This is a genomic window from Streptomyces sp. NPDC048171 (genome assembly GCF_043202655.1).
Classification (GTDB): Bacteria; Actinomycetota; Actinomycetes; order Streptomycetales; family Streptomycetaceae; genus Streptomyces.
This window is the reverse complement of record NZ_JBIDAU010000001.1, coordinates 269,272-290,532: the sequence shown is the minus strand read 5'-3', so window position 1 is coordinate 290,532 and position 21,261 is coordinate 269,272. Positions and strand designations below refer to the sequence as shown.

Genomic DNA, 21,261 nt, shown 5'->3' with positions numbered 1-21,261 from the left:
ACATCCGCCCGTACCCGCGGCCGCCGGTCTGGATTCCGGTCCGGGTTGACACTAGGTGGCTGGAAAGCGACTGCGAAGTGTACGTTTCATCCATTCACGTCCGCCGAAGTGGAGGAAACGTCCATCATGCCGGAGCCGACCGTTCCGCCTGGCCCTTCCACGCCGCCGACGCCGCCGGTCTCCCTCGCGGCCCTGCTGGCCCGCGACGACCTGGGGCTGCGGCGGATGGCGGGGCCGTCCCCGGCGGGCGTGGCGGTGCACTGGGCGCACACCTCGGAGATGGCCGACCCCTATCCGTACCTGCTGGGCGGCGAACTGCTGCTGACGGCGGGGGTGCACGTCCCGCGCGGCACGGACCCGGGCCCTTCCTACTTCGACGCCTACGTCGGGCGGATCGTGGCGGCGGGCGGCGCGGCGCTCGGCTTCGGGGTGGCGCCGGTGCACGACACGGTGCCGCGGGCCCTGGTCGCGGCCTGCGACGCGCACGGGCTGCCGCTGGTGGAAGTGCCGCGGCGGACGACGTTCTCGGGCGTGGCCCGCGCGGTGTGGCAGCTGATGGCGCAGGCACGGCTGGCGGAGCTGCGGCGGGTCTCCGAGGCGCAGCAGGCTCTGGCCGCGGCGGCCTCCCGTCCGGACCCGGTGCCGTCGGTCCTGCGCCGGCTGGCGGGGCGGCTCGACGGGCGGGCGGTGCTGTACGGGCCGGAGGGCACGGAGATCGCGGCGGCGGGGCGGGAGCCCGGGGGCGAGGTGCGGCGGGCGCTGGCGGGGCTGTCCCGGTTCGTCACCGGCCACACCTCCACCACGGCCACGGACACGGTGGCCGGCACGCATCTCGCCGCGTACGCGCTCGGCACCGGGCAGGGTTTCGTCCTCGGGGTGGCCGCGCCGCACCGGGAGTCCGGGGACCACACCATCGCATCGGTCGCCGCCGTCCTGCTCTCGCTGCTCACCGGTGAGCACCAGAGCGGCACGGGCGCGGCCCGCTCCTCGGCACTCGTACGGCTGCTGCTGGGCGCCCGCCCCGAGGAGGCCGCGCCGCTCCTCGGCGGCGGGGGCGCCACCCACTGGCACGTCGTCCACGCCCGCCCCGTCTCCGGCACCGCCGACCCGGTCGCCGCCTCGGCCCTGGGCGCGGCCCTGGGCTCACCCCTCGTCGATCCCGCGGGGGACGTGGTGCGGGTCCTGGTAGCGGCCACCGGGCCCGCCGGCCCGGGGACGGCCCCCACCGCGTCCCCGCCCGGCACGGGGCGGCCGGCCGGAGAACCGGCGACCCGCCTTCCCGGCCCCGAGGGAGACCCCGGAACGGCCCCCACCGCGCCCGCGCCCGCCTCCCCACCCGGCCGCCCGGGCGCGGAGGGCGAGGAACAGCCCGGCCCGCAGAGCCGTCCCGGCAGCGGGGGGACCGGCGGCGACGGGCCCGACGCGCAGCCGGAGTGGGTGCTGGGGGTGAGTGCCGCCGTCACCCCCGCCGAATGGCCGGCGGCCGACGCGCAGGCGGCCCGTGCGCTGGCCCGGGCGCGGGCCACACGGGTGCCGCTGGTCCGGCACGGTGCGCGGCCCGCGCTGGCCGACCTGGTGCCGGACGGCGACGCCGAGGCGCACGCGCGTGCGCTGCTCGCGCCGGTCGCGGACGTCCCGGCGCTCACCGAGACGCTGCGCACCTGGCTCTCCCTGCACGGCAGCTGGGACCGCACCGCCGTCGCCCTGTCCGTGCACCGCAACACCGTCCGGCAGCGCGTCGCCCGCTGCGCGGCCCTGCTGGAAGCCGACCTCGACGACCCGGACGTACGGATGGAACTCTGGTTCGCGCTGCGGAGGTGACCCGCGTCCCAGCGCGGGACATGCCCAAGACGCCGAGTGGCGGCTGCCTCACAATGGGAGCCATGCCGATACCCGGGACACCCAGCCGCGCCGAACTCGCCGAGCACCTCGTCAGAACCCGTATCGCGGGCGACGTCGCCACGCCCCGCGAGAACAACCTCTCCCACTACCGGAAGCTGGCGAACGGCGACCGCAACTTCTGGCTCGGTCTGGAGCTGGGCGAGCGCTGGACCGACGAGCAGGACGTGCTCGCGGTGATGGCGGAGCGGGTCGGTGTCAACGACGACCCGGAGTACCGGTACGGCCAGGACACCATCGACCCGGAGCTGACCGTGGCCGCGCTGGAGCGGATGGCGGGGCGGCTGCGCAAGGCCGCCGACGGCGAGCAGCGGGTGCTGTTCGCCACCGGCCACCCGGGCGGCCTGCTCGACGTGCACCGCGCGACGGCCGACGCGCTGCGCACCGCCGGTTGCGAGATCGTCGTGATCCCGGAGGGGCTGACGACGGAGGAGGGATACGTCCAGCAGTTCGCGGACGTGGCCGTGCTGGAGCACGGTGCCTCGCTGTGGCACACCCACTCCGGCGAGCCGATGAAGGCGATCCTCACCGGCCTGGAGCGCGCGGGCCGCCCGCTGCCCGACCTGGTCGTCGCCGACCACGGCTGGGCCGGCTGTGCCGCCCAGCACGGCGTCGACTCCGTCGGCTACGCGGACTGCAACGACCCGGCCCTCTTCCTCGCCGAGTCCGAGGGCACCCTCCAGGTCGCGGTGCCGCTGGACGACCACGTGGTCAGCCCGCGCTACTACGACCCGATGACGGCCTACCTGCTGACGGAGGCGGGGCTGAAGTAGCGCGCCGCGCGTCGTCAGGCCTCCCGGGGGACGCGCACCACGCCTTCCTGGATGACCGAGATGGCGAGCCGCCCGTCCTGGGTGTGGATCCGGGCCTGCCCAAGGCCCCGGCCGCCGGACGCGGAGGGGGACTGCTGGTCGTACAGCAGCCACTCGTCGGCGCGGAACGGCCGGTGGAACCACATGGCGTGGTCCAGCGAGGCGCCGACCACGTCCCCGACGGCCCAGCCGCCGCGACCGTGCGCGAGCAGCACCGAGTCGAGGAGCGTCATGTCCGAGACGTAGGTGGCGAGGACGACGTGCAGGAGGGGGTCGTCCGCGAGTTTGCCGTTGGTGCGGAACCACACCTGGGAGTGCGGGTCGCGCGGGGTGCCGAAGTCACCGAACGGCGGGTCGTCGACGTAGCGCAGGTCGACGGCGGCGCGGGCCTCCAGGAACCGTTCGACGGTGTCGGCGGGCAGGTGCGGGTAGCTCCGCAGCCGCTCCTCGCCGGTGGGCAGCGTCGCCGGGTCCGGGGCGGACGGCATGGGGGCCTGGTGGTCCAGGCCCTCCTCGTACGTCTGGAAGGACGCCGACAGGGTGAAGATCGGCTTGCCGTGCTGGACGGCGACCACCCGGCGGGTGGTGAAGGAGCGGCCGTCGCGCAGCCGGTCGACGTTGTAGACGATGGGGGCGCCCGGATCGCCGGGGCGCAGGAAGTACGCGTGCAGGGAGTGTGCGTGCCGGTCCGCGGGGACCGTGCGTCCGGCGGCGACCAGCGCCTGGGCGGCCACCTGCCCGCCGAAGACCCGGGGGACGACGGCGGAGCGGGAGCGGCCGCGGTAGATGTCCTCCTCGATCCGCTCGAGGTCGAGCAGGTCGAGGAGGGACTGGAGTGCTTCGCTCATGTCCTGTGATTCTGTGGTCTGCAGACCGGTCTACAGGCCCATGTTCTTCGCGATGATCGACTTCATGATCTCGCTCGTGCCGCCGTAGATGCGGTTGACGCGGTTGTCCGCGTACAGGCGGGCGATCGGGTACTCGTTCATGTAGCCGTAGCCGCCGTGCAGCTGGAGGCAGCGGTCGATGACGCGGTGGGCGACCTCGGTGCAGAACAGCTTGGCGCTGGCGGCCTCGGCGGGGGTCAGCTCACCGGCGTCCAGCGCCTCGGTGGCGCGGTCGGCGACGGCCTCGGCGGCGTCCACCTCGGCCTGGCAGGCGGCCAGCTCGAACTTGGTGTTCTGGAAGTGGGCGACCGGCTTGCCGAAGACCGTGCGGTCCTGCACGTACTGCTTGGCGAACCGGACGGCGGCCTTGGCCTGCGCGTAGGCCCCGAAGGCGATGCCCCAGCGCTCGGAGGCCAGGTTGTGGCCGAGGTAGGAGAAGCCCTTGTTCTCCTCGCCGAGCAGGTCCTCGACGGGCACCTTGACGTCGACGAAGGCCAGCTCGGCGGTGTCGGAGGTGCGCAGGCCGAGCTTGTCCAGCTTGCGGCCGACCGAGTAGCCCTCGGACTTGGTGTCCACGGCGAACAGCGAGATGCCGTGGCGGCGGTCCTCGGCGGTGGGCGCGGCGGTGCGGGCGCAGACGATGACCTTGTCGGCGTGCACGCCGCCGGTGATGAAGGTCTTGGCGCCGTTGAGGACGTAGTGGGTGCCGTCCTCGGAGAGCTTGGCGGTCGACTTCATGCCCGCCAGGTCGGAGCCGGTGCCGGGCTCCGTCATCGCGATGGCCCACATCTCCTCGCCGCTGACGAACTTCGGCAGGAAGCGCTTCTTCTGCTCGTCGGTGGCCAGCATCTTGATGTAGGGCAGGGCGAGCAGCACGTGCACGCCGGAGCCGCCGAACTGGACGCCCGCGCGGGCGGTCTCCTCGTAGAGGACGGCCTCGAACTTGTGGCTGTCCATGCCCGCGCCGCCGAACTCCTCGGGCACGTTGATGCCGAAGATGCCCAGGTCGCCGAGCTTGTGGTAGAAGTCGCGCGGCGCCTGGCCGGCGGCGAACCACTCGTCGTAGACGGGGACGACCTCGGCCTCGATGAAGGCGCGGATGGTCTCCCGGAACGCCTCGTGGTCCTCGTTGAACACCGTACGGCGCACCGCGCCACCTCCAGGGTACGTATCTAAGCGCTTGCTCAGACTTCACCGTACCGGCGGGTAGGGAGGGGCGTCCAGAGTGGGCCGTGGGTAACCCTCGTCACTCCCCCACCGCCGCGAACGCTCCCCGGGCCATCCGGTGCAGCAGTTCCGACGTCACCGTGCGGCCGGGGAGGGCGCCGGGGCGGCCCAGGTGGGGCGTGGAGTTCAGGAGGCCGAAGACCGAGTGGACGGCCGAGCGGGCGCTCGGTTCCGTGACCGCCGGATAGACCTCGCGGACCACCCCGACCCACAGCTCGACGTACTGCCGCTGGAGCTGCCGCACCATCTTGCGGTCGGCGTCCCGGAGGCGGTCCAGCTCACGGTCGTGCAGGGTGATGAGCGGGCGGTCGTCGAGCGCGAAGTCGATGTGACCCTCGATGAGCGAGTCGAGGACCGCCTCGGCACCCGCCCCGGAGCCGGCCACCCCCTCGGCCTCCGCCAGCCGCCGTTTCGCCCCCGTCAGCAGCTGTTCACTGATGCCGACCAGCAGCTCCGCGAGCATCGCGTCCTTGCCGGCGAAGTGCCGGTACAGACCGGGGCCGCTGATGCCGACCGCGGCGCCTATCTCGTCGACGCCGACACCGTGGAAGCCGCGCTCGGCGAAGAGCCGGGCGGCCTCCTTGAGGATCTGCTCGCGGCGGGTGGGGGCGTCGGTTCTGGTGGCCATGGGAGCAATTCTAGACAGGGAGGTTAGCGGTCGTTAACCTGAGGGAAACGCGTTAACGCTCATTAACTGGTCGATCACTGGGTGAGGGGACCGCAGGATGCACGAGGCACCGGAGCTGACGACGGCGGCAGATCCCGCGTCCGAGGCCTTTCGGGCCAACGAGGAGGCGCACGGCGTCCTCGTTCAGGAGCTGCGCGCCAAGCTCGCCGCGGCCCGGCTCGGCGGCGGGGAGCGGGCCCGGGCCCGGCACACCGCGCGCGGCAAGCTGCTGCCGCGCGACCGCGTGGACACGCTGCTCGACCCCGGCTCGCCGTTCCTGGAGCTGGCGCCGCTCGCGGCCGACGGGCTCTACGACGGACAGGCCCCGGCGGCCGGCGTCATCGCCGGAATCGGGCGGGTGAGCGGCCGGGAGTGCGTGGTCGTCGCCAACGACGCCACCGTCAAGGGCGGCACGTACTACCCGATGACCGTGAAGAAGCACCTGCGGGCACAGGAGGTGGCGCTGGAGAACCGGCTGCCGTGCCTGTACCTGGTCGACTCGGGCGGCGCCTTCCTGCCGATGCAGGACGAGGTCTTCCCCGACCGCGAGCACTTCGGGCGGATCTTCTACAACCAGGCCCGGATGTCCGGCGCCGGCATCCCGCAGATCGCCGCCGTCCTCGGCTCCTGCACGGCGGGCGGTGCGTACGTCCCGGCGATGAGCGACGAGGCCGTGATCGTCCGCAATCAGGGCACGATCTTCCTGGGCGGCCCGCCGCTGGTGAAGGCGGCCACCGGCGAGGTGGTCACGGCGGAGGAGCTGGGCGGCGGCGAGGTCCACTCGCGGGTGTCCGGCGTGACCGACCACCTGGCCGAGGACGATGCGCACGCCCTGCGGATCGTGCGCCAGATCGTCTCCACACTGCCCCGGCGCGGCGCGCTCCCCTGGGGCGTGGAGCCCGCCGTCGAGCCGAAGGCCGACCCGCAGGGGCTGTACGGCGTGGTGCCGGTCGACTCCCGCACCCCCTACGACGTCCGCGAGGTCATCGCGCGCGTGGTGGACGGGTCCCGGTTCGCCGAGTTCAAGTCGGAGTTCGGGCAGACCCTGGTCACGGGCTTCGCCCGCATCCACGGCCACCCGGTGGGCATCGTCGCCAACAACGGCATCCTGTTCGCCGAGTCGGCCCAGAAGGGCGCCCACTTCATCGAGCTGTGCGACCAGCGCGGCATCCCGCTGGTGTTCCTTCAGAACATCTCCGGGTTCATGGTCGGCCGGGACTACGAGGCCGGCGGCATCGCCAAGCACGGCGCCAAGATGGTGACGGCCGTGGCGTGCACGCGGGTGCCGAAGCTGACGGTGGTCGTCGGCGGCTCGTACGGCGCGGGGAACTACTCGATGTGCGGGCGGGCCTATTCGCCCCGCTTCCTGTGGATGTGGCCCAACGCGAAGATCTCCGTCATGGGCGGCGAGCAGGCCGCGTCCGTGCTGGCCACGGTCAAGCGGGACCAGCTGGAGGCGCGCGGCGAGGAGTGGCCGGCCGAGGAGGAGGAGACCTTCAAGGCACCGGTCCGCGCGCAGTACGAGCGCCAGGGCAACGCCTACTACGCGACCGCCCGCCTGTGGGACGACGGGGTGATCGAGCCCGCCGACACCCGGCGGGTGCTGGGTCTGGCCCTGACCGCCTGTGCCAACGCGCCGCTGGGCGACCCCCAGTTCGGCGTCTTCCGGATGTGAGGAGGGGACTCGATGGGTAGCACGATGGGGAGCCTGATGTTCGACACGGTGCTGGTGGCCAACCGCGGTGAGATCGCCGTGCGAGTCATCCGGACCCTGCGCTCGATGGGCGTGCGCTCGGTGGCGGTCTTCTCCGACGCCGACGCGGACGCGCGGCACGTGCGCGAGGCCGACGAGGCGGTACGGATCGGCCCGGCGCCGGCGGCGGAGAGCTATCTGTCCGTCGAGCGGCTGCTGGCGGCCGCCGCCCGGACCGGCGCGCAGGCCGTCCACCCGGGGTACGGCTTCCTCGCCGAGAACGCCGGGTTCGCGCGGGCCTGCGAGGAGGCGGGGCTGGTCTTCATCGGGCCGCCCGCCGACGCCATCGCCCTGATGGGCGACAAGATCCGGGCCAAGGAGACGGTCAAGGCGGCCGGGGTGCCGGTGGTGCCGGGCTCCAGCGGCAGCGGGCTGACGGACGCCCAGCTCGCCGACGCCGCCCGCGAGATCGGCACCCCGGTGCTGCTCAAGCCGTCGGCCGGCGGTGGCGGCAAGGGGATGCGGCTGGTGCGGGACGCCGCCGTGCTCGCCGACGAGATCGCCGCCGCCCGCCGCGAGGCCCGCGCCTCCTTCGGCGACGACACACTCCTGGTGGAGCGCTGGATCGACCGGCCCCGGCACATCGAGATCCAGGTCCTGGCCGACGGCCACGGCAACGTGATCCACCTGGGCGAGCGCGAGTGCTCCCTCCAGCGCCGGCACCAGAAGATCATCGAGGAGGCGCCCAGCGTGCTCCTCGACGAGGCGACCCGCGCCGCGATGGGCGAGGCCGCCGTGCAGGCGGCGCGCTCCTGCGGCTACCGGGGCGCGGGCACGGTGGAGTTCATCGTGCCGGGCAGCGACCCGTCCTCGTACTACTTCATGGAGATGAACACCCGCCTCCAGGTGGAGCACCCGGTGACCGAGCTGGTCACCGGCCTGGACCTGGTGGAGTGGCAGCTGCGGGTGGCGGCGGGCGAACCGCTCGGCCTCGCGCAGGACGACGTCCGGCTGACCGGGCACGCGGTGGAGGCCCGCCTGTGCGCCGAGGACCCCGCGCGCGGCTTCCTCCCCTCCGGCGGCACGGTGCTGCGGCTGCGCGAGCCCGAGGGCGACGGGGTGCGCACCGACTCCGGGCTCAGCGAGGGCAGCGAGGTCGGCAGCCTCTACGACCCGATGCTGTCCAAGGTGATCGCGTACGGCCCCGACCGGGAGACGGCGCTGCGCAAGCTGCGGGCGGCCCTGGCCCGGACGGTGACGCTGGGCGTGCAGACCAACGCCGGGTTCCTGCGCAGGCTGCTCGCGCACCCGGCGGTGGTGGCGGGCGACCTGGACACCGGTCTGGTGGAGCGCGAGGCCGACGGCCTGGTCTCCACGGACGTGCCGGAGGAGGTGTACGAGGCGGCGGCGGCCGTACGGCTGGACGCGCTGCGTCCGCGCGGGGACGGCTGGACGGACCCGTTCTCGGTGCCGGACGGCTGGCGCACGGGCGGCGAGCCGAAGCCGGTGGCCTTCCCGCTGCGGGCGCCGGGACTCGACCCCGTCACGCACTCCCCGCGCGGCACCCACACCGTCACCGACGACCAGGTGGCCGTCACCCTCGACGGCGTCCGGCACACCTTCGACCGCGTCGCCGACTGGCTGGGCCGCGACGGCGACGCCTGGCACGTGCGCGACCACGACCCGGTCGCCGCCTCCCTCACCCGCTCCGCGCACGCGGGCGCCGACTCGCTCACCGCGCCGATGCCGGGCACGGTGACGGTGGTGAAGGTCGCCGTCGGCGACGAGGTGGCCGCCGGGCAGAGCCTGCTGGTCGTGGAGGCGATGAAGATGGAGCACGTCATCTCCGCGCCGCACGGCGGCACCGTCGCCGAACTGGACGTCGCGCCCGGCACCACGGTCGCCATGGACCAGGTGCTGGCGGTCATCACCCCGGCGGAGAGCCCCGGCGACGGGGCGGAGGAGACGGCATGAACACCCCCGACCCGGGCCTGCCCATGACGGTGCCGGCCGACGGCCTGCCCGCCCGCGTCCGCATCCACGAGGTCGGCGCCCGCGACGGCCTGCAGAACGAGAAGGCGATCGTCCCGGCCGCGGTGAAGGCGGAGTTCGTCCGCCGGCTCGCCGGGACCGGTCTGACCACCATCGAGGCCACGAGCTTCGTGCACCCCAAGTGGGTGCCGCAGCTGGCGGACGCGGAGGAGCTCTTCCCGGCGGTCGCGGACCTGCCGGTCGACCTCCCCGTCCTGGTGCCGAACGAGCGCGGCCTGGACCGCGCGCTGGCGCTGGGCGCCCGGCGTGTGGCGGTCTTCGCCAGCGCCACCGAGTCCTTCGCCAAGGCCAACCTGAACCGCACGGTGGACGAGGCCCTGGCCATGTTCGCGCCGGTGGTGGCGCGGGCGAAGGCGGCGGACGTGCACGTGCGGGGCTACCTGTCGATGTGCTTCGGCGACCCGTGGGAGGGCGCCGTCCGCGTCCCGCAGGTGGTGCGGGTCTGCCGGGCCCTGCTGGACATGGGCTGCGACGATCTGAGCCTCGGCGACACCATCGGGGTGGCGACCCCGGGCCACGTCGGCGCCCTGCTCACCGCGCTCACCGAGGCAGGCGTCCCCGTGGACACGCTCGGCGTCCACTTCCACGACACCTACGGCCAGGCCCTGTCCAACACGCTGACCGCGCTGCGGCACGGCGTGACGACGGTCGACGCCTCCGCCGGCGGCCTGGGCGGCTGCCCGTACGCCAAGTCCGCCACCGGCAACCTCGCCACCGAAGACCTCGTGTGGATGCTGCGCGGCCTCGGCATCGACACCGGGGTCGACCTCGGCCGTCTCGTCGCCACCAGCGTCTGGATGGCCGCCCACCTGGGCCGACCCAGCCCGTCCCGCACCGTACGAGCCCTCGCGGGCTCGGGCGCCGACTCCCACCAGGAGCACTGATCACCCATGGACCACAAGCTCTCCCCCGAACTGGAAGAACTCCGCCGCACGGTGGAGGCGTTCGCCCACGACGTCGTGGCGCCCAAGATCGGTGACTTCTACGAGCGGCACGAGTTCCCGTACGAGATCGTCCGGGAGATGGGCCGCATGGGCCTGTTCGGGCTGCCGTTCCCGGAGGAGTACGGCGGCATGGGCGGCGACTACCTGGCCCTCGGCATCGCCCTGGAGGAGCTGGCGCGGGTCGACTCGTCGGTGGCGATCACGCTGGAGGCGGGGGTCTCGCTGGGCGCGATGCCCGTCCACCTCTTCGGCACCGAGGAGCAGAAGCGCGAGTGGCTGCCCCGGCTGTGCTCGGGCGAGATCCTGGGCGCCTTCGGCCTGACCGAGCCGGACGGCGGCTCGGACGCGGGCGCGACGCGGACCACGGCGCGGCTCGACGAGGCGACCGGCGAGTGGGTGATCAACGGCACCAAGTGCTTCATCACCAACTCGGGCACGGACGTCACGGGCCTGGTGACGGTCACGGCGGTCACCGGCCGCAAGCCGGACGGCCGGCCCCTGATCTCGGCGATCATCGTCCCGTCGGGCACGCCGGGCTTCACGGTGGCCGCCCCGTACTCGAAGGTCGGCTGGAACGCGTCGGACACCCGTGAGCTGTCCTTCTCCGACGTACGGGTCCCGGCGGCGAACCTGCTGGGCGAGAAGGGGCGCGGCTACGCCCAGTTCCTGCGCATCCTGGACGAGGGGCGCATCGCCATCGCCGCGCTCGGCACGGGCCTCGCACAGGGCTGCGTGGACGAGTCGGTCAGGTATGCGAAGGAACGTCACGCCTTCGGCAAGCCCATCGGCGCCAACCAGGCCATCCAGTTCAAGATCGCCGACATGGAGATGAAGGCGCACACCTCCCGCCTCGCCTGGCGGGACGCGGCCTCCCGCCTGGTGGCGGGCGAGCCGTTCAAGAAGGAGGCCGCGCTGGCGAAGCTGTACTCGTCGACGGTGGCCGTGGACAACGCCCGGGACGCCACGCAGATCCACGGCGGGTACGGGTTCATGAACGAGTACCCGGTCGCCCGCATGTGGCGGGACGCGAAGATCCTGGAGATCGGCGAGGGCACCAGCGAGGTCCAGCGGATGCTGATCGCACGGGAGTTGGGGCTGGTCAGCTGAGACGGGACGCCGTCGCGGGGTGGGGCCGGACGGCCCCGCCCCTGGACAAGATCTGAGGTTAGGCTAACCTACCCGGAAATTGTCCCGCGGACCCTCCGCACCGTTCGAAAGCAGCCACACCATGCCCAACGCCAGCGCTACCCACCTCACCCGCCGCGGAATCCTCGCCGCGGGCGGCGCCCTCGGCCTCGGTGCCGCGCTCACGGCCTGCGGTGACGACGACGGCAAGAGCGGCTCGGACGAGGGAGCGGGCGGCGCCGGCAAGTCCGGCCCCTGGTCCTTCAAGGACGACCGCGGCACGACCGTGAAGCTGGACTCGGTGCCGAAGAACATCGTCGCCTTCACCGGTGTCGCCGCCGCCCTCTGGGACTACGGCGTCGAGGTCAAGGGCGTCTTCGGCCCGACCACGACCAAGGACGGCAAGCCCGACGTCCAGGCCGGCGACCTCGACGTCGACAAGGTCACCGTCCTCGGCAACGAGTGGGGCAAGCTCAACGTCGAGAAGTACGCGACCCTCGCCCCCGAGGTCCTCATCACCACGACGTTCGACACCGCGGGCACCCTCTGGTCGGTCCCGGAGGAGTCCAAGGACAAGGTCGCCAAGCTCGCGCCGAGCGTTGCGATCTCCGTCTTCGACCGCCAGCTCACCCAGCCGCTCCAGCGCATGTGGGAGCTGGCCGAGTCGCTGGGCGCCGACATGAAGGCCAAGAAGGTCACCGACGCCAAGGCCGCCTTCGAGAAGGCCGCCGCCCGGCTGCGGGCCGCCGCCAAGGCCAAGCCCGAGATCAGGGTCCTGGCCGGCTCCGCGAGCGCCGACCTCTTCTACGTCTCCGGCACCAACCTGTCCGTGGACCTGGAGTACTTCAAGTCCCTCGGCGTGAACTTCGTCGAGCCCTCGGACGAGGCGAAGAAGGCGACCGGCGGCTGGTTCGAGAGCCTGAGCTGGGAGAACGTCGACAAGTACCCGGCCGACGTGATCATCATGGACGACCGCGCCTCCACCATCCAGCCCGCGGACATCACCGAGGGCACCTGGAAGCAGCTCCCCGCGGTCAAGGCCGGCCAGGTCATCCCCCGTTCCCCCGAGCCGATCCTGTCCTACGACAAGTGCACGCCGCTGCTGAACAACCTCGCCGAGGCCATCGAGAACGCCAAGAAGGTCGGCTGACCTTCTCCGTCTCCCGGAGCACGCCATGACGACGGCCGTAGCCGCCCCGTTCCGTTTCTTCTCCCTCCAGGTCGTACGGACGAGGCGGCTCGGTCCGTCTCTGGCCCGTGTCACCTTCGCCGGGGGCGACCTGCGCGCCTTCCACTCGGACGGCCGCGACCAGTCCCTGTCGCTGTTCCTGCCGCACCCGGGCCAGTCCGAGCCCGCGGTGCCGGTGGAGCGGGGCGACGAGTGGTGGCAGGCCTGGCGTGAACTCCCGGACGACGTACGGGCGGTGATGCGCTCGTACACGCTGCGCGCGCTCCGGTGCGACGCCGACGGCGACACCGCCGAGATCGACATCGACTTCGTGCTGCACGGCGTCGAACCCGGCGGCGCCTTCGAGGCCGGCCCCGCCGCCCGCTGGGCCGCCGCAGCCACCGCCGGGGACCGCGTCCTGCTGCTCGGCCCGGCGATCGCCGACAACCGGGCGATCCGCTTCCGGCCGCCCGCGGACACCGACCTGGTGGTGATCTGGGGCGACGAGACCGCCGTACCGGCCGCCTGCGCGATCGTCGAGTCGCTGCCCGCCGGCACCCGCGCCCGGGTCTGGCTGGAAGTGCCGCACGCCGAGGACGTGCAGGACCTCCACACGGCGGCGGACGCCGAGATCACCTGGCTGGTCCGGGGCGTCACCGGCGGCCCCGAGGCGACCCTGGCCACCCTGCGGGACGCGCGGCTGCCGGACGCCGTGCACCCCTACGTCTGGATCGCGGGCGAGTCCGGCTGCGTCAAGTCGCTGCGCCGGCACTTCGTGCGCGAACGCGGCATCGACCGGCGGCGCGTCACCTTCGTCGGCTACTGGCGCCAGGGGCTGACGGAGGAACAGCTCCGCGAACAGGGCTGAGAGCAGGGGCTCCTGGATCGCCGTGCACCTGAGTGACGGCAGTCACGCACAGGCATGCGTTTGATCCAATCACGTTAGGTTAGGCTGACCTAAGTTGAAGCAAGGGTTCCGCCCTGCCGACCTGCCCCATCCTTCCCCTCCCTCTCGGACCGTCCCCACCGGAGGACCCCCGCATGCGCTCGCACCTGCTCAACGACACCACCGCGGAGCAGTACCGCCGTTCCGTGACCGAAGGAGTCGAGCGGGTGGCCGCCAGAATCGCCACCACCGACCGCCCGTTCACCGGTGTCACGGCCGACGCCCTCTCCCCCCGCATCGACGAGATCGACCTCGACCGGCCGCTGCACGACACGGCCGCGGTCCTCGACGAGCTGGAGGACGTCTACCTCCGCGACGCCGTCTACTTCCACCACCCCCGCTACCTCGCCCACCTCAACTGCCCGGTCGTCATACCGGCGGTGCTCGGCGAGGCGGTGCTGTCCGCCGTCAACTCCTCCCTGGACACCTGGGACCAGTCGGCCGGCGGCACGCTCATCGAGCGGAAACTGATCGACTGGACCACCGACCGGATCGGCCTCGGCCCCGCCGCCGACGGCGTGTTCACCTCCGGAGGCACCCAGTCCAACCTCCAGGCGCTGCTGCTGGCGCGGGAGGAGGCCAAGACCGACACCTTGGCCAAGCTGCGGATCTTCGCCTCCGAGGTCAGCCACTTCAGCGTGCAGAAGTCGGCGAAGCTGCTCGGCCTCGGCCCCGACGCCGTCGTCCCGATCCCCGTCGACCACGACAAGCGCCTGCACACCGTGGCCCTCGCCCGTGAGCTGGAGCGCTGCACGCGGGACGGTCTCGTCCCCATGGCCGTCGTCGCCACGAGCGGCACCACCGACTTTGGCTCCATCGACCCGCTGCCGGAGATCGCCGCGCTCTGCGAGCAGTACGGCGTGTGGATGCACGTGGACGCGGCCTACGGCTGCGGGCTGCTCACCTCGCTGAAGTACCGGGACCGGCTGGCCGGCATCGAGCGGGCCGACTCGGTCACCGTCGACTACCACAAGTCGTTCTTCCAGCCGGTGAGTTCCTCCGCCGTGCTGGTGCGGGACGCGGCCACGCTGCGCCACGCCACCTACCACGCGGAGTACCTCAACCCGCGCCGCATGGTGCAGGAACGTATCCCCAACCAGGTGGACAAGTCGCTCCAGACCACCCGGCGCTTCGACGCGCTCAAGCTGTGGATGACGCTGCGCGTGATGGGCGCCGACGGCATCGGGCAGCTCTTCGACGAGGTGTGCGACCTGGCCGCCGAGGGCTGGCGGATGATCGCCGCCGACCCGCGCTACCACGTCGTCGTGGAGCCGAGCCTGTCCACCCTGGTCTTCCGCTACATCCCGGCCGCCGTCACCGACCCCGCCGAGATCGACCGGGCCAACCTGTACGCCCGCCGGGCCCTGTTCGCCTCCGGCGACGCCGTGGTCGCGAGCACCAAGGTGGCCGGACGCCACTACCTGAAGTTCACCCTGCTCAACCCCGAGACGACCACGGCCGACATCGCCGCCGTCCTCGACCTGATCGCCGGCCACGCCGAGCAGTACCTGGGAGAGTCCCTTGACCGCGCTTCCTGAAGCCAGTGCCACGTACGACTTCGTGGGGATCGGCCTCGGCCCCTTCAACCTCGGCCTCGCCTGCCTCACCGAGCCCATCGACGGGCTGAACGGCGTCTTCCTGGAGTCCAAGCCGGACTTCGAGTGGCACGCCGGCATGTTCCTGGACGGCGCCCACCTCCAGACCCCGTTCATGTCGGACCTGGTCACGCTCGCCGACCCGACCTCCCCGTACTCCTTCCTCAACTACCTGAAGGAGAAGGGCCGGCTGTACTCGTTCTACATCCGGGAGAACTTCTACCCGCTGCGTGTCGAGTACGACGACTACTGCCGCTGGGCCGCGAACAAACTGAGCAGCGTCCGCTTCTCCACGACGGTCACCGAGGTGACGTACGACGAGCGCGAGGAGCTGTACGCCGTCGCCACCACGGCCGGCGACACCTACCGCGCCCGCCGGCTCGTCCTCGGCACCGGCACCCCGCCGCACATCCCCGACGCCTGCCGGGGCCTGGCCGGCGACTTCCTCCACAACTCCCAGTACGTCCAGCACCGGGCCGAGCTGGTGAAGAAGGAGTCGATCACGCTGGTCGGCAGCGGCCAGTCCGCCGCCGAGATCTACCAGGACCTGCTCAGCGAGATCGACGTCCACGGCTACCGGCTGAACTGGGTCACGCGCTCCCCGCGCTTCTTCCCGCTGGAATACACCAAACTCACGCTGGAGATGACCTCGCCGGAGTACGTGGACTACTACCACGCGCTGCCGGAGCCCACCCGCTACCGCCTCACGGCGGAGCAGAAGGGCCTGTTCAAGGGCATCGACGGCGACCTGATCAACGACATCTTCGACCTGCTCTACCAGAAGAAACTGGGCGGGCCGGTCCCCACCCGCCTGCTCACCAACTCGGCGCTGACCAGCGCCCGGTACGCGGACGGCACGTACACCCTGGGCTTCCGCCAGGAGGAGCAGGGCACGGACTTCGAGATCGACACCCAGGGCCTGATCCTGGCCACCGGGTACCGGTACACCGAGCCGGAGTTCCTCAAGCCCGTCCGCGACCGGCTCCGCTACGACTCCCGCGGCAACTTCGACGTGTCCCGCAACTACGCCGTGGACGTCACGGGCAGCGGCGTGTTCCTGCAGAACGCGGGTGTCCACACGCACAGCGTGACCAGCCCCGACCTGGGTATGGGCGCCTACCGCAACAGCTACATCGTCCGAGAGCTGCTCGGCACCGAGTACTACCCGGTCGAGAAGTCGATCGCGTTCCAGGAGTTCAGCGCATGACCACCCCCACGAAATCCGCCACCACGAGGATCGGCGCCCTCACCCTGCGCCCCCTCGACCCGCTCAGGGACGCCGAGCTGCTGCACGGCTGGCTCACCCACCCCAAGTCCGCGTACTGGATGATGCAGGAGGCGAAACTGGTCGACGTCGAGCGGGCGTACATGGACGTGGCCGCCGACCCCCACCAGGACGCCTTCATCGGGCTGCACGACGGCGTGCCCGCCTTCCTGATGGAGCGGTACGACCCGGTCCACCGCGAGCTGACCGGCCTGTACGAGCCGGAGCCCGGCGACGTCGGCATGCACTTCCTGGTCGCCCCCACCGACCGGCCGGTGCACGGCTTCACCCGCGCCGTCATCACCGCCGTCATGACCGAGCTGTTCGCCGACCCGGCCACCGCCCGCGTCGTCGTCGAGCCGGACGTCGACAACAAGGCCGTCCACGCCCTGAACGCAGCCGTCGGATTCGTGCCCGCGCGCGAGATCCAGAAGCCGGAGAAGAAGGCGTTGCTGAGCTTCTGCACCCGCGACCAGTTCGAGAAGGCGGTGTCCCGATGAGCCTCGCCGACGCCGTCGCCCACCTCTCCCCCGAGCGCTGGGAGCAGGCCAACCGCCTCCTGATCCGCAAGGCCCTGGCCGAGTTCACGCACGAGCGGCTGCTCTCCCCCGAGCGGGACGGCGAGGAGTACGTCGTCCTCAGCGACGACGGCCAGACCCGCTACCGCTTCACGGCCACCGTCCGCGCCCTGGACCACTGGCAGGTGGACGCCGCCTCGATCACCCGCCACCGCGACGGGTCCGAACTCCCGCTCGCCGCGCTGGACTTCTTCGTCGAGCTGCAGAAGACGCTGGGCCTGAGCGAGGAGATCCTGCCGGTCTACCTGGAGGAGATCTCCTCCACCCTCTCCGGCACCTGCTACAAGCTCACCAAGCCGAAGGTCACCTCCGCCGAGCTGGCCCGCGCCGACTTCCAGGCCGTCGAGACCGGCATGACCGAGGGCCACCCGTGCTTCGTGGCCAACAACGGACGGCTCGGCTTCGGCATCCACGAGTACCTGTCGTACGCCCCCGAGACCGCGAGCCCGGTCCGGCTTGTGTGGCTGGCGGCGCACCGCTCCCGCGCGGCGTTCACGGCGGGCGTCGGGATCGAGTACGAGTCCTTCGTCCGCGACGAGCTGGGCGAGGGGACCGTCGACCGCTTCCACGGCGTCCTGCGCGAGCGGGGCCTGGACCCGGCCGACTACCTGCTCATCCCGGTCCACCCCTGGCAGTGGTGGAACAAGCTCACCGTCACCTTCGCCGCCGAGGTCGCCCGCGGGCACCTGGTCTGCCTGGGCGAGGGCGACGACGAGTACCTGGCCCAGCAGTCCATCCGTACCTTCTTCAACGCCTCGCACCCGGAGAAGTACTACGTGAAGACGGCCCTGTCCGTCCTCAACATGGGCTTCATGCGCGGCCTGTCGGCGGCCTACATGGAGGCCACCCCGGCCATCAACGACTGGCTCGCCCAGCTCATCGAGGGCGACCCGGTGCTCAGGTCGACGGGCCTGAGCATCATCCGGGAGCGGGCCGCCGTGGGCTACCGGCACCTGGAGTACGAGCAGGCCACCGACCGCTACTCGCCGTACCGCAAGATGCTGGCCGCGCTCTGGCGGGAGAGCCCGGTGCCCTCCCTCCAGGAGGGGGAGACGCTCGCCACCATGGCCTCCCTCGTCCACGTCGACCACGAGGGCGCCTCCTTCGCGGGCGCGCTGATCGAGCGGTCCGGCCTCGCGCCCGCCGAGTGGCTGCGGCACTACCTGCGCGCCTACTACGTCCCGCTGCTGCACAGCTTCTACGCCTACGACCTGGTGTACATGCCGCACGGCGAGAACGTGATCCTGGTCCTGGAGGACGGGGTGGTGCGGCGCGCGATCTACAAGGACATCGCCGAGGAGATCGCGGTGATGGACCCGGACGCGGTCCTGCCGCCGGAGGTCGCCCGGATCGCCGTGGACGTGCCCGAGGACAAGAAGCTCCTGTCCATCTTCACGGACGTCTTCGACTGCTTCTTCCGCTTCCTCGCCGCGAACCTGGCGGGCGAGGGCATCGTGGAGGAGGACGACTTCTGGCGGACGGTCGCGGAGGTCACCCGCGAGTACCAGGAGTCGGTGCCGGAACTGGCCGAGAAGTTCGACCGGTACGACATGTTCGCGCCCGAGTTCGCGCTGTCCTGCCTCAACCGGCTCCAGCTGCGCGACAACCGGCAGATGGTGGACCTCGCCGACCCGTCCGGCGCGCTCCAGCTGATCGGCCGGCTGGAGAACCCGCTCGCGGGCCGGTAGCCGGGCCCCTGGACGGGCGGGCACCCCGGAGACGGTCCTCCGGGGTGCCCGTCACCGCGTTCCGGTCAGGCCGGGTCAGGTCCAGGGGACCTGCGGAGAGCGGTAGTAGTCGATCCCCATCGCCTCCCAGCGCGGAGCCTGCGCGGCCAGCCGCACCTTGTAGGTGTCCCAGTCGTGCGTCGACGCCGGGGACCAGCCCAGCTCGGCGACGCCCGGCAGCCTCGGGAAGGCCATGAACTCCAGCTGCTCCGGGTCGGAGAGGGTCTCCGTCCACAGCGGCGCCTCGACACCGCGGACCGCGGAGGCGGGGGCGCCCGGCAGGTAGGCGGCCGGATCCCAGTCGTAGGACCGCTGCACCTCGACGTAGCCCGCCCAGGACAGACCCAGCGGCGTGTCCTTGGTGTACTTCATGTCCAGGTACGTCCGGTCGGCCGGGGACAGGATCAGCCCGATCCCGTTCCGCGCGGCCTCGGCGACCTGGGCCTTCTCCGCGTCACTGGTGCGGTCCAGGCCCCAGTACTGGACGAGCGCGCCCTCGACCGGTTCGGCGCTCGCCAGCTGGTGCCAGCCGACGACCGTCTTGCCGTACTTCGCGACGATCGGCTGCACCCGCTTCATGAAGGCGACGAAGTCCTCGTGCGGCGTGGAGTGCGCCTCGTCGCCGCCGATGTGGAGGTAGCGGCCCGGGGTGAGCGCGGCCAGCTCGCGCAGGACGTCGTCGACGAAGTCGTACGTGACCTCCTTGCCGACGCACAGCGAGCTGAAGCCGACCTGGGTGCCGGTGTACAGCGGCGGGGCGACACCGTCGCAGTTCAGCTCGGCGTAGGAGGCGAGGGCCGCGTTGGTGTGGCCCGGCATGTCGATCTCGGGCACGACCTCCAGGTGACGGGAGGCGGCGTAGCGCAGGATCTCCTTGTAGTCGTCCTTGGTGTAGTAGCCGCCGGGGCCGCCGCCGACCTCGGTGGAGCCGCCGTACGTCGCCAGGCGCGGCCAGGAGTCGATGGCGATGCGCCAGCCCTGGTCGTCGCTGAGGTGCAGGTGGAGCTTGTTGTACTTGTAGAGGGCGACGCGGTCGATGTACTGCTTCACCTCGTCGACGGTGAAGAAGTGCCGGGAGACGTCCAGCATGGCGGCGCGCCAGCCGTAGCGGGGGGTGTCCTCGACGGTGCCGCCGGCCACCAGCCAGGGGCCGGGCTGCACGGAGTCCTTCTCGACGGCGGCGGGCAGGAGCTGACGGAGGGTCTGGACGCCGTGGAAAAGGCCGGACGCCGCGCGGGCGGTGATGGTGACGCCGGAGCGGCCGCTGTCGAGGCGGTAGCCCTCGTCGCCGTAGGAGCCCTTGGCCAGGCGCAGCTGGATGCCGCCGTGGCCGTGGGAGGTGACGGGCAGCCGGTAGCCGGTGGACGGCCGCAGAACACCGGCCAGGTAGTCGCCGACGCGGCGGGCCTCGCGCGAGTCGTCGACGCGGATGTGGGTGGAGCGGGTGATGCGGTACGGGGCGCCGCCCGGGTCGACCGAGGCGGGGGCCGGGATCACCCGGTCCAGGGGGGTCGCGGCCGTCTTGTGCGCGGGTGCCGCGCCGGTGGTGACGGCGCAGGCCGTCACCACCAGAAGCAGCGATCCCAGCAGCCGGCTGGTGCGGGGAGTCGTTCGGTGGTGCCGTCGATGAGCTCTCACGTGCGCGCTCCCTTCGCGGGTGTGCGGTACGGGGGTTGGGGGCGGGTGTGGACCACTCTCCCGCACCATCGCCGCCCACAGAAGCGATGAAACAATCCGCGCATGGCGGAAATCATCCAGAAGGACGGAACGTGGGTCTTCGACGGCGACTCGCTGCGGCTGACTCCTGGACGCGACAAGAGCGTCGCCCTGCTGCGCCGGGAGTTGGGTGAACTGCTCGTCCCGCTCTCGGCGTTGGCGGGCATATCGTTCGAGCAGGGCCGCAAGTCCGGCCGGCTGCGGCTGCGCCTGCGGGACGGCGCCGACCCGCTGCTGCACGCGACGGGCGGCCGGCTGACCGAGCCGCACGACCCGTACCAGCTCCTCGTGGAGTCCGACCGGTACGGCGTGGCCGAGTACTTCGTGGACGAGGTCCGCAACGCACTGCTCCTGGACCAGGTTCCGTCCGGCCCGGTGGACGCGTATCTGCTGCCGGGCCCCGCCGTCCCGCTGTCGGTGTCGGCCGGGGACGGCATCGCGAGCTTCGACGGCGAGCGGGTGCGCCTGGAGTGGAAGTGGCAGGCGGAGGACGCCAAGTCGGCCGGGGGTCCGCGCACCCTCCCCCTCGGCGACATCCTCTCGGTGGAGTGGCAGCCGGAGGTGGGGATGGAGAACGGCCACCTCCGGTTCACCGTGCGGGGCGCGCCGAGCAAGGTGCCACCCAAGTACGACCCGAACGCGGTGGAGCTGTGGGGGTTCAAGAAGGACCCGCTGATGGCTCTGGTCGCCGCTGCCGTGCAGGCCCGCCTCCCGCACCCGGCCGCCCCCGCCGCCCCGGAGAAGGCCCTCCCGTCCGGGGACGCGCCCGCCCCGGCCCCCGCAGCCGAGGACGACCACGACGCGCTGCTGCGCCGACTGCGGGAGCTGGGTGAGCTGCATCGCTCCGGGGTCCTGACGGACGAGGAGTTCAACCTGGCCAAGCAGGCGGTACTGAAGCGCTTCTGACCGGCCCCCGCCGACTCCTGCCCGAAATCGGGCAGGATTCTTGCATAACCGTGTC

17 protein-coding genes are annotated in these 21,261 nt (G+C 72.0%); 13 read left to right on the top strand and 4 right to left on the bottom strand.

Translation table 11 applies throughout. The annotated features are described in order from the left end of the window. Positions 1 to 126: 126 nt before the first annotated feature. Both ACGF3J_RS01325 and ACGF3J_RS01320 read left to right on the top strand, forming a co-directional pair. Positions 127 to 1,821 (top strand): PucR family transcriptional regulator ligand-binding domain-containing protein, encoded by a 1,695-nt coding sequence (locus tag ACGF3J_RS01325; protein ID WP_393853352.1) that lies wholly within the window; start codon positions 127 to 129, stop codon positions 1,819 to 1,821. 62 nt (positions 1,822 to 1,883) lie between these two features. After that, the gene (locus ACGF3J_RS01320) at positions 1,884 to 2,672 is read left to right on the top strand and encodes a phosphatase (RefSeq protein ID WP_161329783.1); all 789 of its coding nucleotides are present in this window, start codon (positions 1,884 to 1,886) and stop codon (positions 2,670 to 2,672) included. A gap of 14 nt (positions 2,673 to 2,686) precedes the next feature. Here ACGF3J_RS01320 and ACGF3J_RS01315 read toward each other — a convergent pair whose 3' ends face one another. The 3 genes from ACGF3J_RS01315 to ACGF3J_RS01305 form a co-directional block, all read right to left on the bottom strand. Continuing rightward, positions 2,687 to 3,559 carry an acyl-CoA thioesterase II gene (locus ACGF3J_RS01315; RefSeq protein ID WP_161329782.1) on the bottom strand — a complete coding sequence of 291 codons (873 nt, stop codon included), beginning with the start codon at positions 3,557 to 3,559 and terminating at the stop codon, positions 2,687 to 2,689. 30 nt (positions 3,560 to 3,589) lie between these two features. Beyond that, positions 3,590 to 4,747 (bottom strand): acyl-CoA dehydrogenase family protein, encoded by a 1,158-nt coding sequence (locus ACGF3J_RS01310; protein ID WP_122619978.1) that lies wholly within the window; start codon positions 4,745 to 4,747, stop codon positions 3,590 to 3,592. Between the two features lie 97 nt (positions 4,748 to 4,844). Next, entirely contained in the window at positions 4,845 to 5,453 is a 609-nt protein-coding gene (locus tag ACGF3J_RS01305; RefSeq protein WP_161329781.1) for a TetR/AcrR family transcriptional regulator, read from the bottom strand. Between the two features lie 97 nt (positions 5,454 to 5,550). On the opposite strand from ACGF3J_RS01305, the gene ACGF3J_RS01300 reads away from it, so the two are divergent. The 10 genes from ACGF3J_RS01300 to ACGF3J_RS01255 all read left to right on the top strand — a co-directional run bounded on the left by ACGF3J_RS01300 (position 5,551) and on the right by ACGF3J_RS01255 (position 18,545). Beyond that, positions 5,551 to 7,167 carry a carboxyl transferase domain-containing protein gene (locus ACGF3J_RS01300; RefSeq protein WP_161329780.1) on the top strand — a complete coding sequence of 539 codons (1,617 nt, stop codon included), beginning with the start codon at positions 5,551 to 5,553 and terminating at the stop codon, positions 7,165 to 7,167. Between the two features lie 36 nt (positions 7,168 to 7,203). Next, entirely contained in the window at positions 7,204 to 9,159 is a 1,956-nt protein-coding gene (locus ACGF3J_RS01295) for an acetyl/propionyl/methylcrotonyl-CoA carboxylase subunit alpha (protein WP_161329784.1), read from the top strand. Continuing rightward, complete coding sequence (locus ACGF3J_RS01290; RefSeq protein ID WP_393853351.1) at positions 9,156 to 10,121, top strand: hydroxymethylglutaryl-CoA lyase; 966 nt, start codon at positions 9,156 to 9,158, stop codon at positions 10,119 to 10,121. The genes ACGF3J_RS01295 and ACGF3J_RS01290 overlap by 4 nt, the downstream gene beginning before the upstream one ends. Positions 10,122 to 10,127: 6 nt before the next feature. Beyond that, complete coding sequence (locus ACGF3J_RS01285) at positions 10,128 to 11,288, top strand: acyl-CoA dehydrogenase family protein (protein ID WP_161329778.1); 1,161 nt, start codon at positions 10,128 to 10,130, stop codon at positions 11,286 to 11,288. Between the two features lie 121 nt (positions 11,289 to 11,409). Beyond that, positions 11,410 to 12,456, top strand: a complete 1,047-nt coding sequence (locus ACGF3J_RS01280; protein WP_161329777.1) for an ABC transporter substrate-binding protein — start codon at positions 11,410 to 11,412, stop codon at positions 12,454 to 12,456. 25 nt (positions 12,457 to 12,481) lie between these two features. Beyond that, the gene (locus ACGF3J_RS01275; protein ID WP_161329776.1) at positions 12,482 to 13,342 is read left to right on the top strand and encodes a siderophore-interacting protein; all 861 of its coding nucleotides are present in this window, start codon (positions 12,482 to 12,484) and stop codon (positions 13,340 to 13,342) included. Positions 13,343 to 13,515: 173 nt separating this feature from the next. After that, positions 13,516 to 14,958, top strand: a complete 1,443-nt coding sequence (gene desA, locus ACGF3J_RS01270; RefSeq protein WP_161329775.1) for a lysine decarboxylase DesA — start codon at positions 13,516 to 13,518, stop codon at positions 14,956 to 14,958. Continuing rightward, a complete protein-coding gene (locus tag ACGF3J_RS01265; RefSeq protein WP_161329774.1) occupies positions 14,942 to 16,222 on the top strand; it encodes a lysine N(6)-hydroxylase/L-ornithine N(5)-oxygenase family protein in 1,281 nt (426 codons plus the stop codon). The genes desA and ACGF3J_RS01265 overlap by 17 nt, the downstream gene beginning before the upstream one ends. Further along, a complete protein-coding gene (locus tag ACGF3J_RS01260; protein WP_161329773.1) occupies positions 16,219 to 16,779 on the top strand; it encodes a GNAT family N-acetyltransferase in 561 nt (186 codons plus the stop codon). The genes ACGF3J_RS01265 and ACGF3J_RS01260 overlap by 4 nt, the downstream gene beginning before the upstream one ends. Next, positions 16,776 to 18,545, top strand: coding sequence for an IucA/IucC family siderophore biosynthesis protein (locus tag ACGF3J_RS01255; RefSeq protein ID WP_161329772.1), 1,770 nt, complete (start codon positions 16,776 to 16,778; stop codon positions 18,543 to 18,545). Before ACGF3J_RS01260 ends, ACGF3J_RS01255 begins: the two co-directional genes overlap by 4 nt. A 75-nt stretch (positions 18,546 to 18,620) precedes the next feature. Here ACGF3J_RS01255 and ACGF3J_RS01250 read toward each other — a convergent pair whose 3' ends face one another. Beyond that, entirely contained in the window at positions 18,621 to 20,222 is a 1,602-nt protein-coding gene (locus ACGF3J_RS01250; RefSeq protein ID WP_393853350.1) for a beta-N-acetylhexosaminidase, read from the bottom strand. Between the two features lie 102 nt (positions 20,223 to 20,324). Here ACGF3J_RS01250 and ACGF3J_RS01245 point away from each other — a divergent pair, with 102 nt between their 5' ends. Next, positions 20,325 to 21,206 (top strand): DUF4429 domain-containing protein, encoded by an 882-nt coding sequence (locus ACGF3J_RS01245; RefSeq protein WP_161325911.1) that lies wholly within the window; start codon positions 20,325 to 20,327, stop codon positions 21,204 to 21,206. Positions 21,207 to 21,261 lie beyond the last annotated feature (55 nt).

Coding starts and splice junctions, on each gene's coding strand:
- ACGF3J_RS01325 (WP_393853352.1), top strand. CDS start 127: ATGCCGGAGCCGACCGTTCCGCCTGGCCCTTCCACGCCGCCGACGCCG.
- ACGF3J_RS01320 (WP_161329783.1), top strand. CDS start 1,884: ATGCCGATACCCGGGACACCCAGCCGCGCCGAACTCGCCGAGCACCTC.
- ACGF3J_RS01315 (WP_161329782.1), bottom strand. CDS start 3,559: ATGAGCGAAGCACTCCAGTCCCTCCTCGACCTGCTCGACCTCGAGCGG.
- ACGF3J_RS01305 (WP_161329781.1), bottom strand. CDS start 5,453: ATGGCCACCAGAACCGACGCCCCCACCCGCCGCGAGCAGATCCTCAAG.
- ACGF3J_RS01300 (WP_161329780.1), top strand. CDS start 5,551: ATGCACGAGGCACCGGAGCTGACGACGGCGGCAGATCCCGCGTCCGAG.
- ACGF3J_RS01295 (WP_161329784.1), top strand. CDS start 7,204: ATGTTCGACACGGTGCTGGTGGCCAACCGCGGTGAGATCGCCGTGCGA.
- ACGF3J_RS01290 (WP_393853351.1), top strand. CDS start 9,156: ATGAACACCCCCGACCCGGGCCTGCCCATGACGGTGCCGGCCGACGGC.
- ACGF3J_RS01285 (WP_161329778.1), top strand. CDS start 10,128: ATGGACCACAAGCTCTCCCCCGAACTGGAAGAACTCCGCCGCACGGTG.
- ACGF3J_RS01280 (WP_161329777.1), top strand. CDS start 11,410: ATGCCCAACGCCAGCGCTACCCACCTCACCCGCCGCGGAATCCTCGCC.
- ACGF3J_RS01275 (WP_161329776.1), top strand. CDS start 12,482: ATGACGACGGCCGTAGCCGCCCCGTTCCGTTTCTTCTCCCTCCAGGTC.
- desA (WP_161329775.1), top strand. CDS start 13,516: ATGCGCTCGCACCTGCTCAACGACACCACCGCGGAGCAGTACCGCCGT.
- ACGF3J_RS01260 (WP_161329773.1), top strand. CDS start 16,219: ATGACCACCCCCACGAAATCCGCCACCACGAGGATCGGCGCCCTCACC.
- ACGF3J_RS01255 (WP_161329772.1), top strand. CDS start 16,776: ATGAGCCTCGCCGACGCCGTCGCCCACCTCTCCCCCGAGCGCTGGGAG.
- ACGF3J_RS01245 (WP_161325911.1), top strand. CDS start 20,325: ATGGCGGAAATCATCCAGAAGGACGGAACGTGGGTCTTCGACGGCGAC.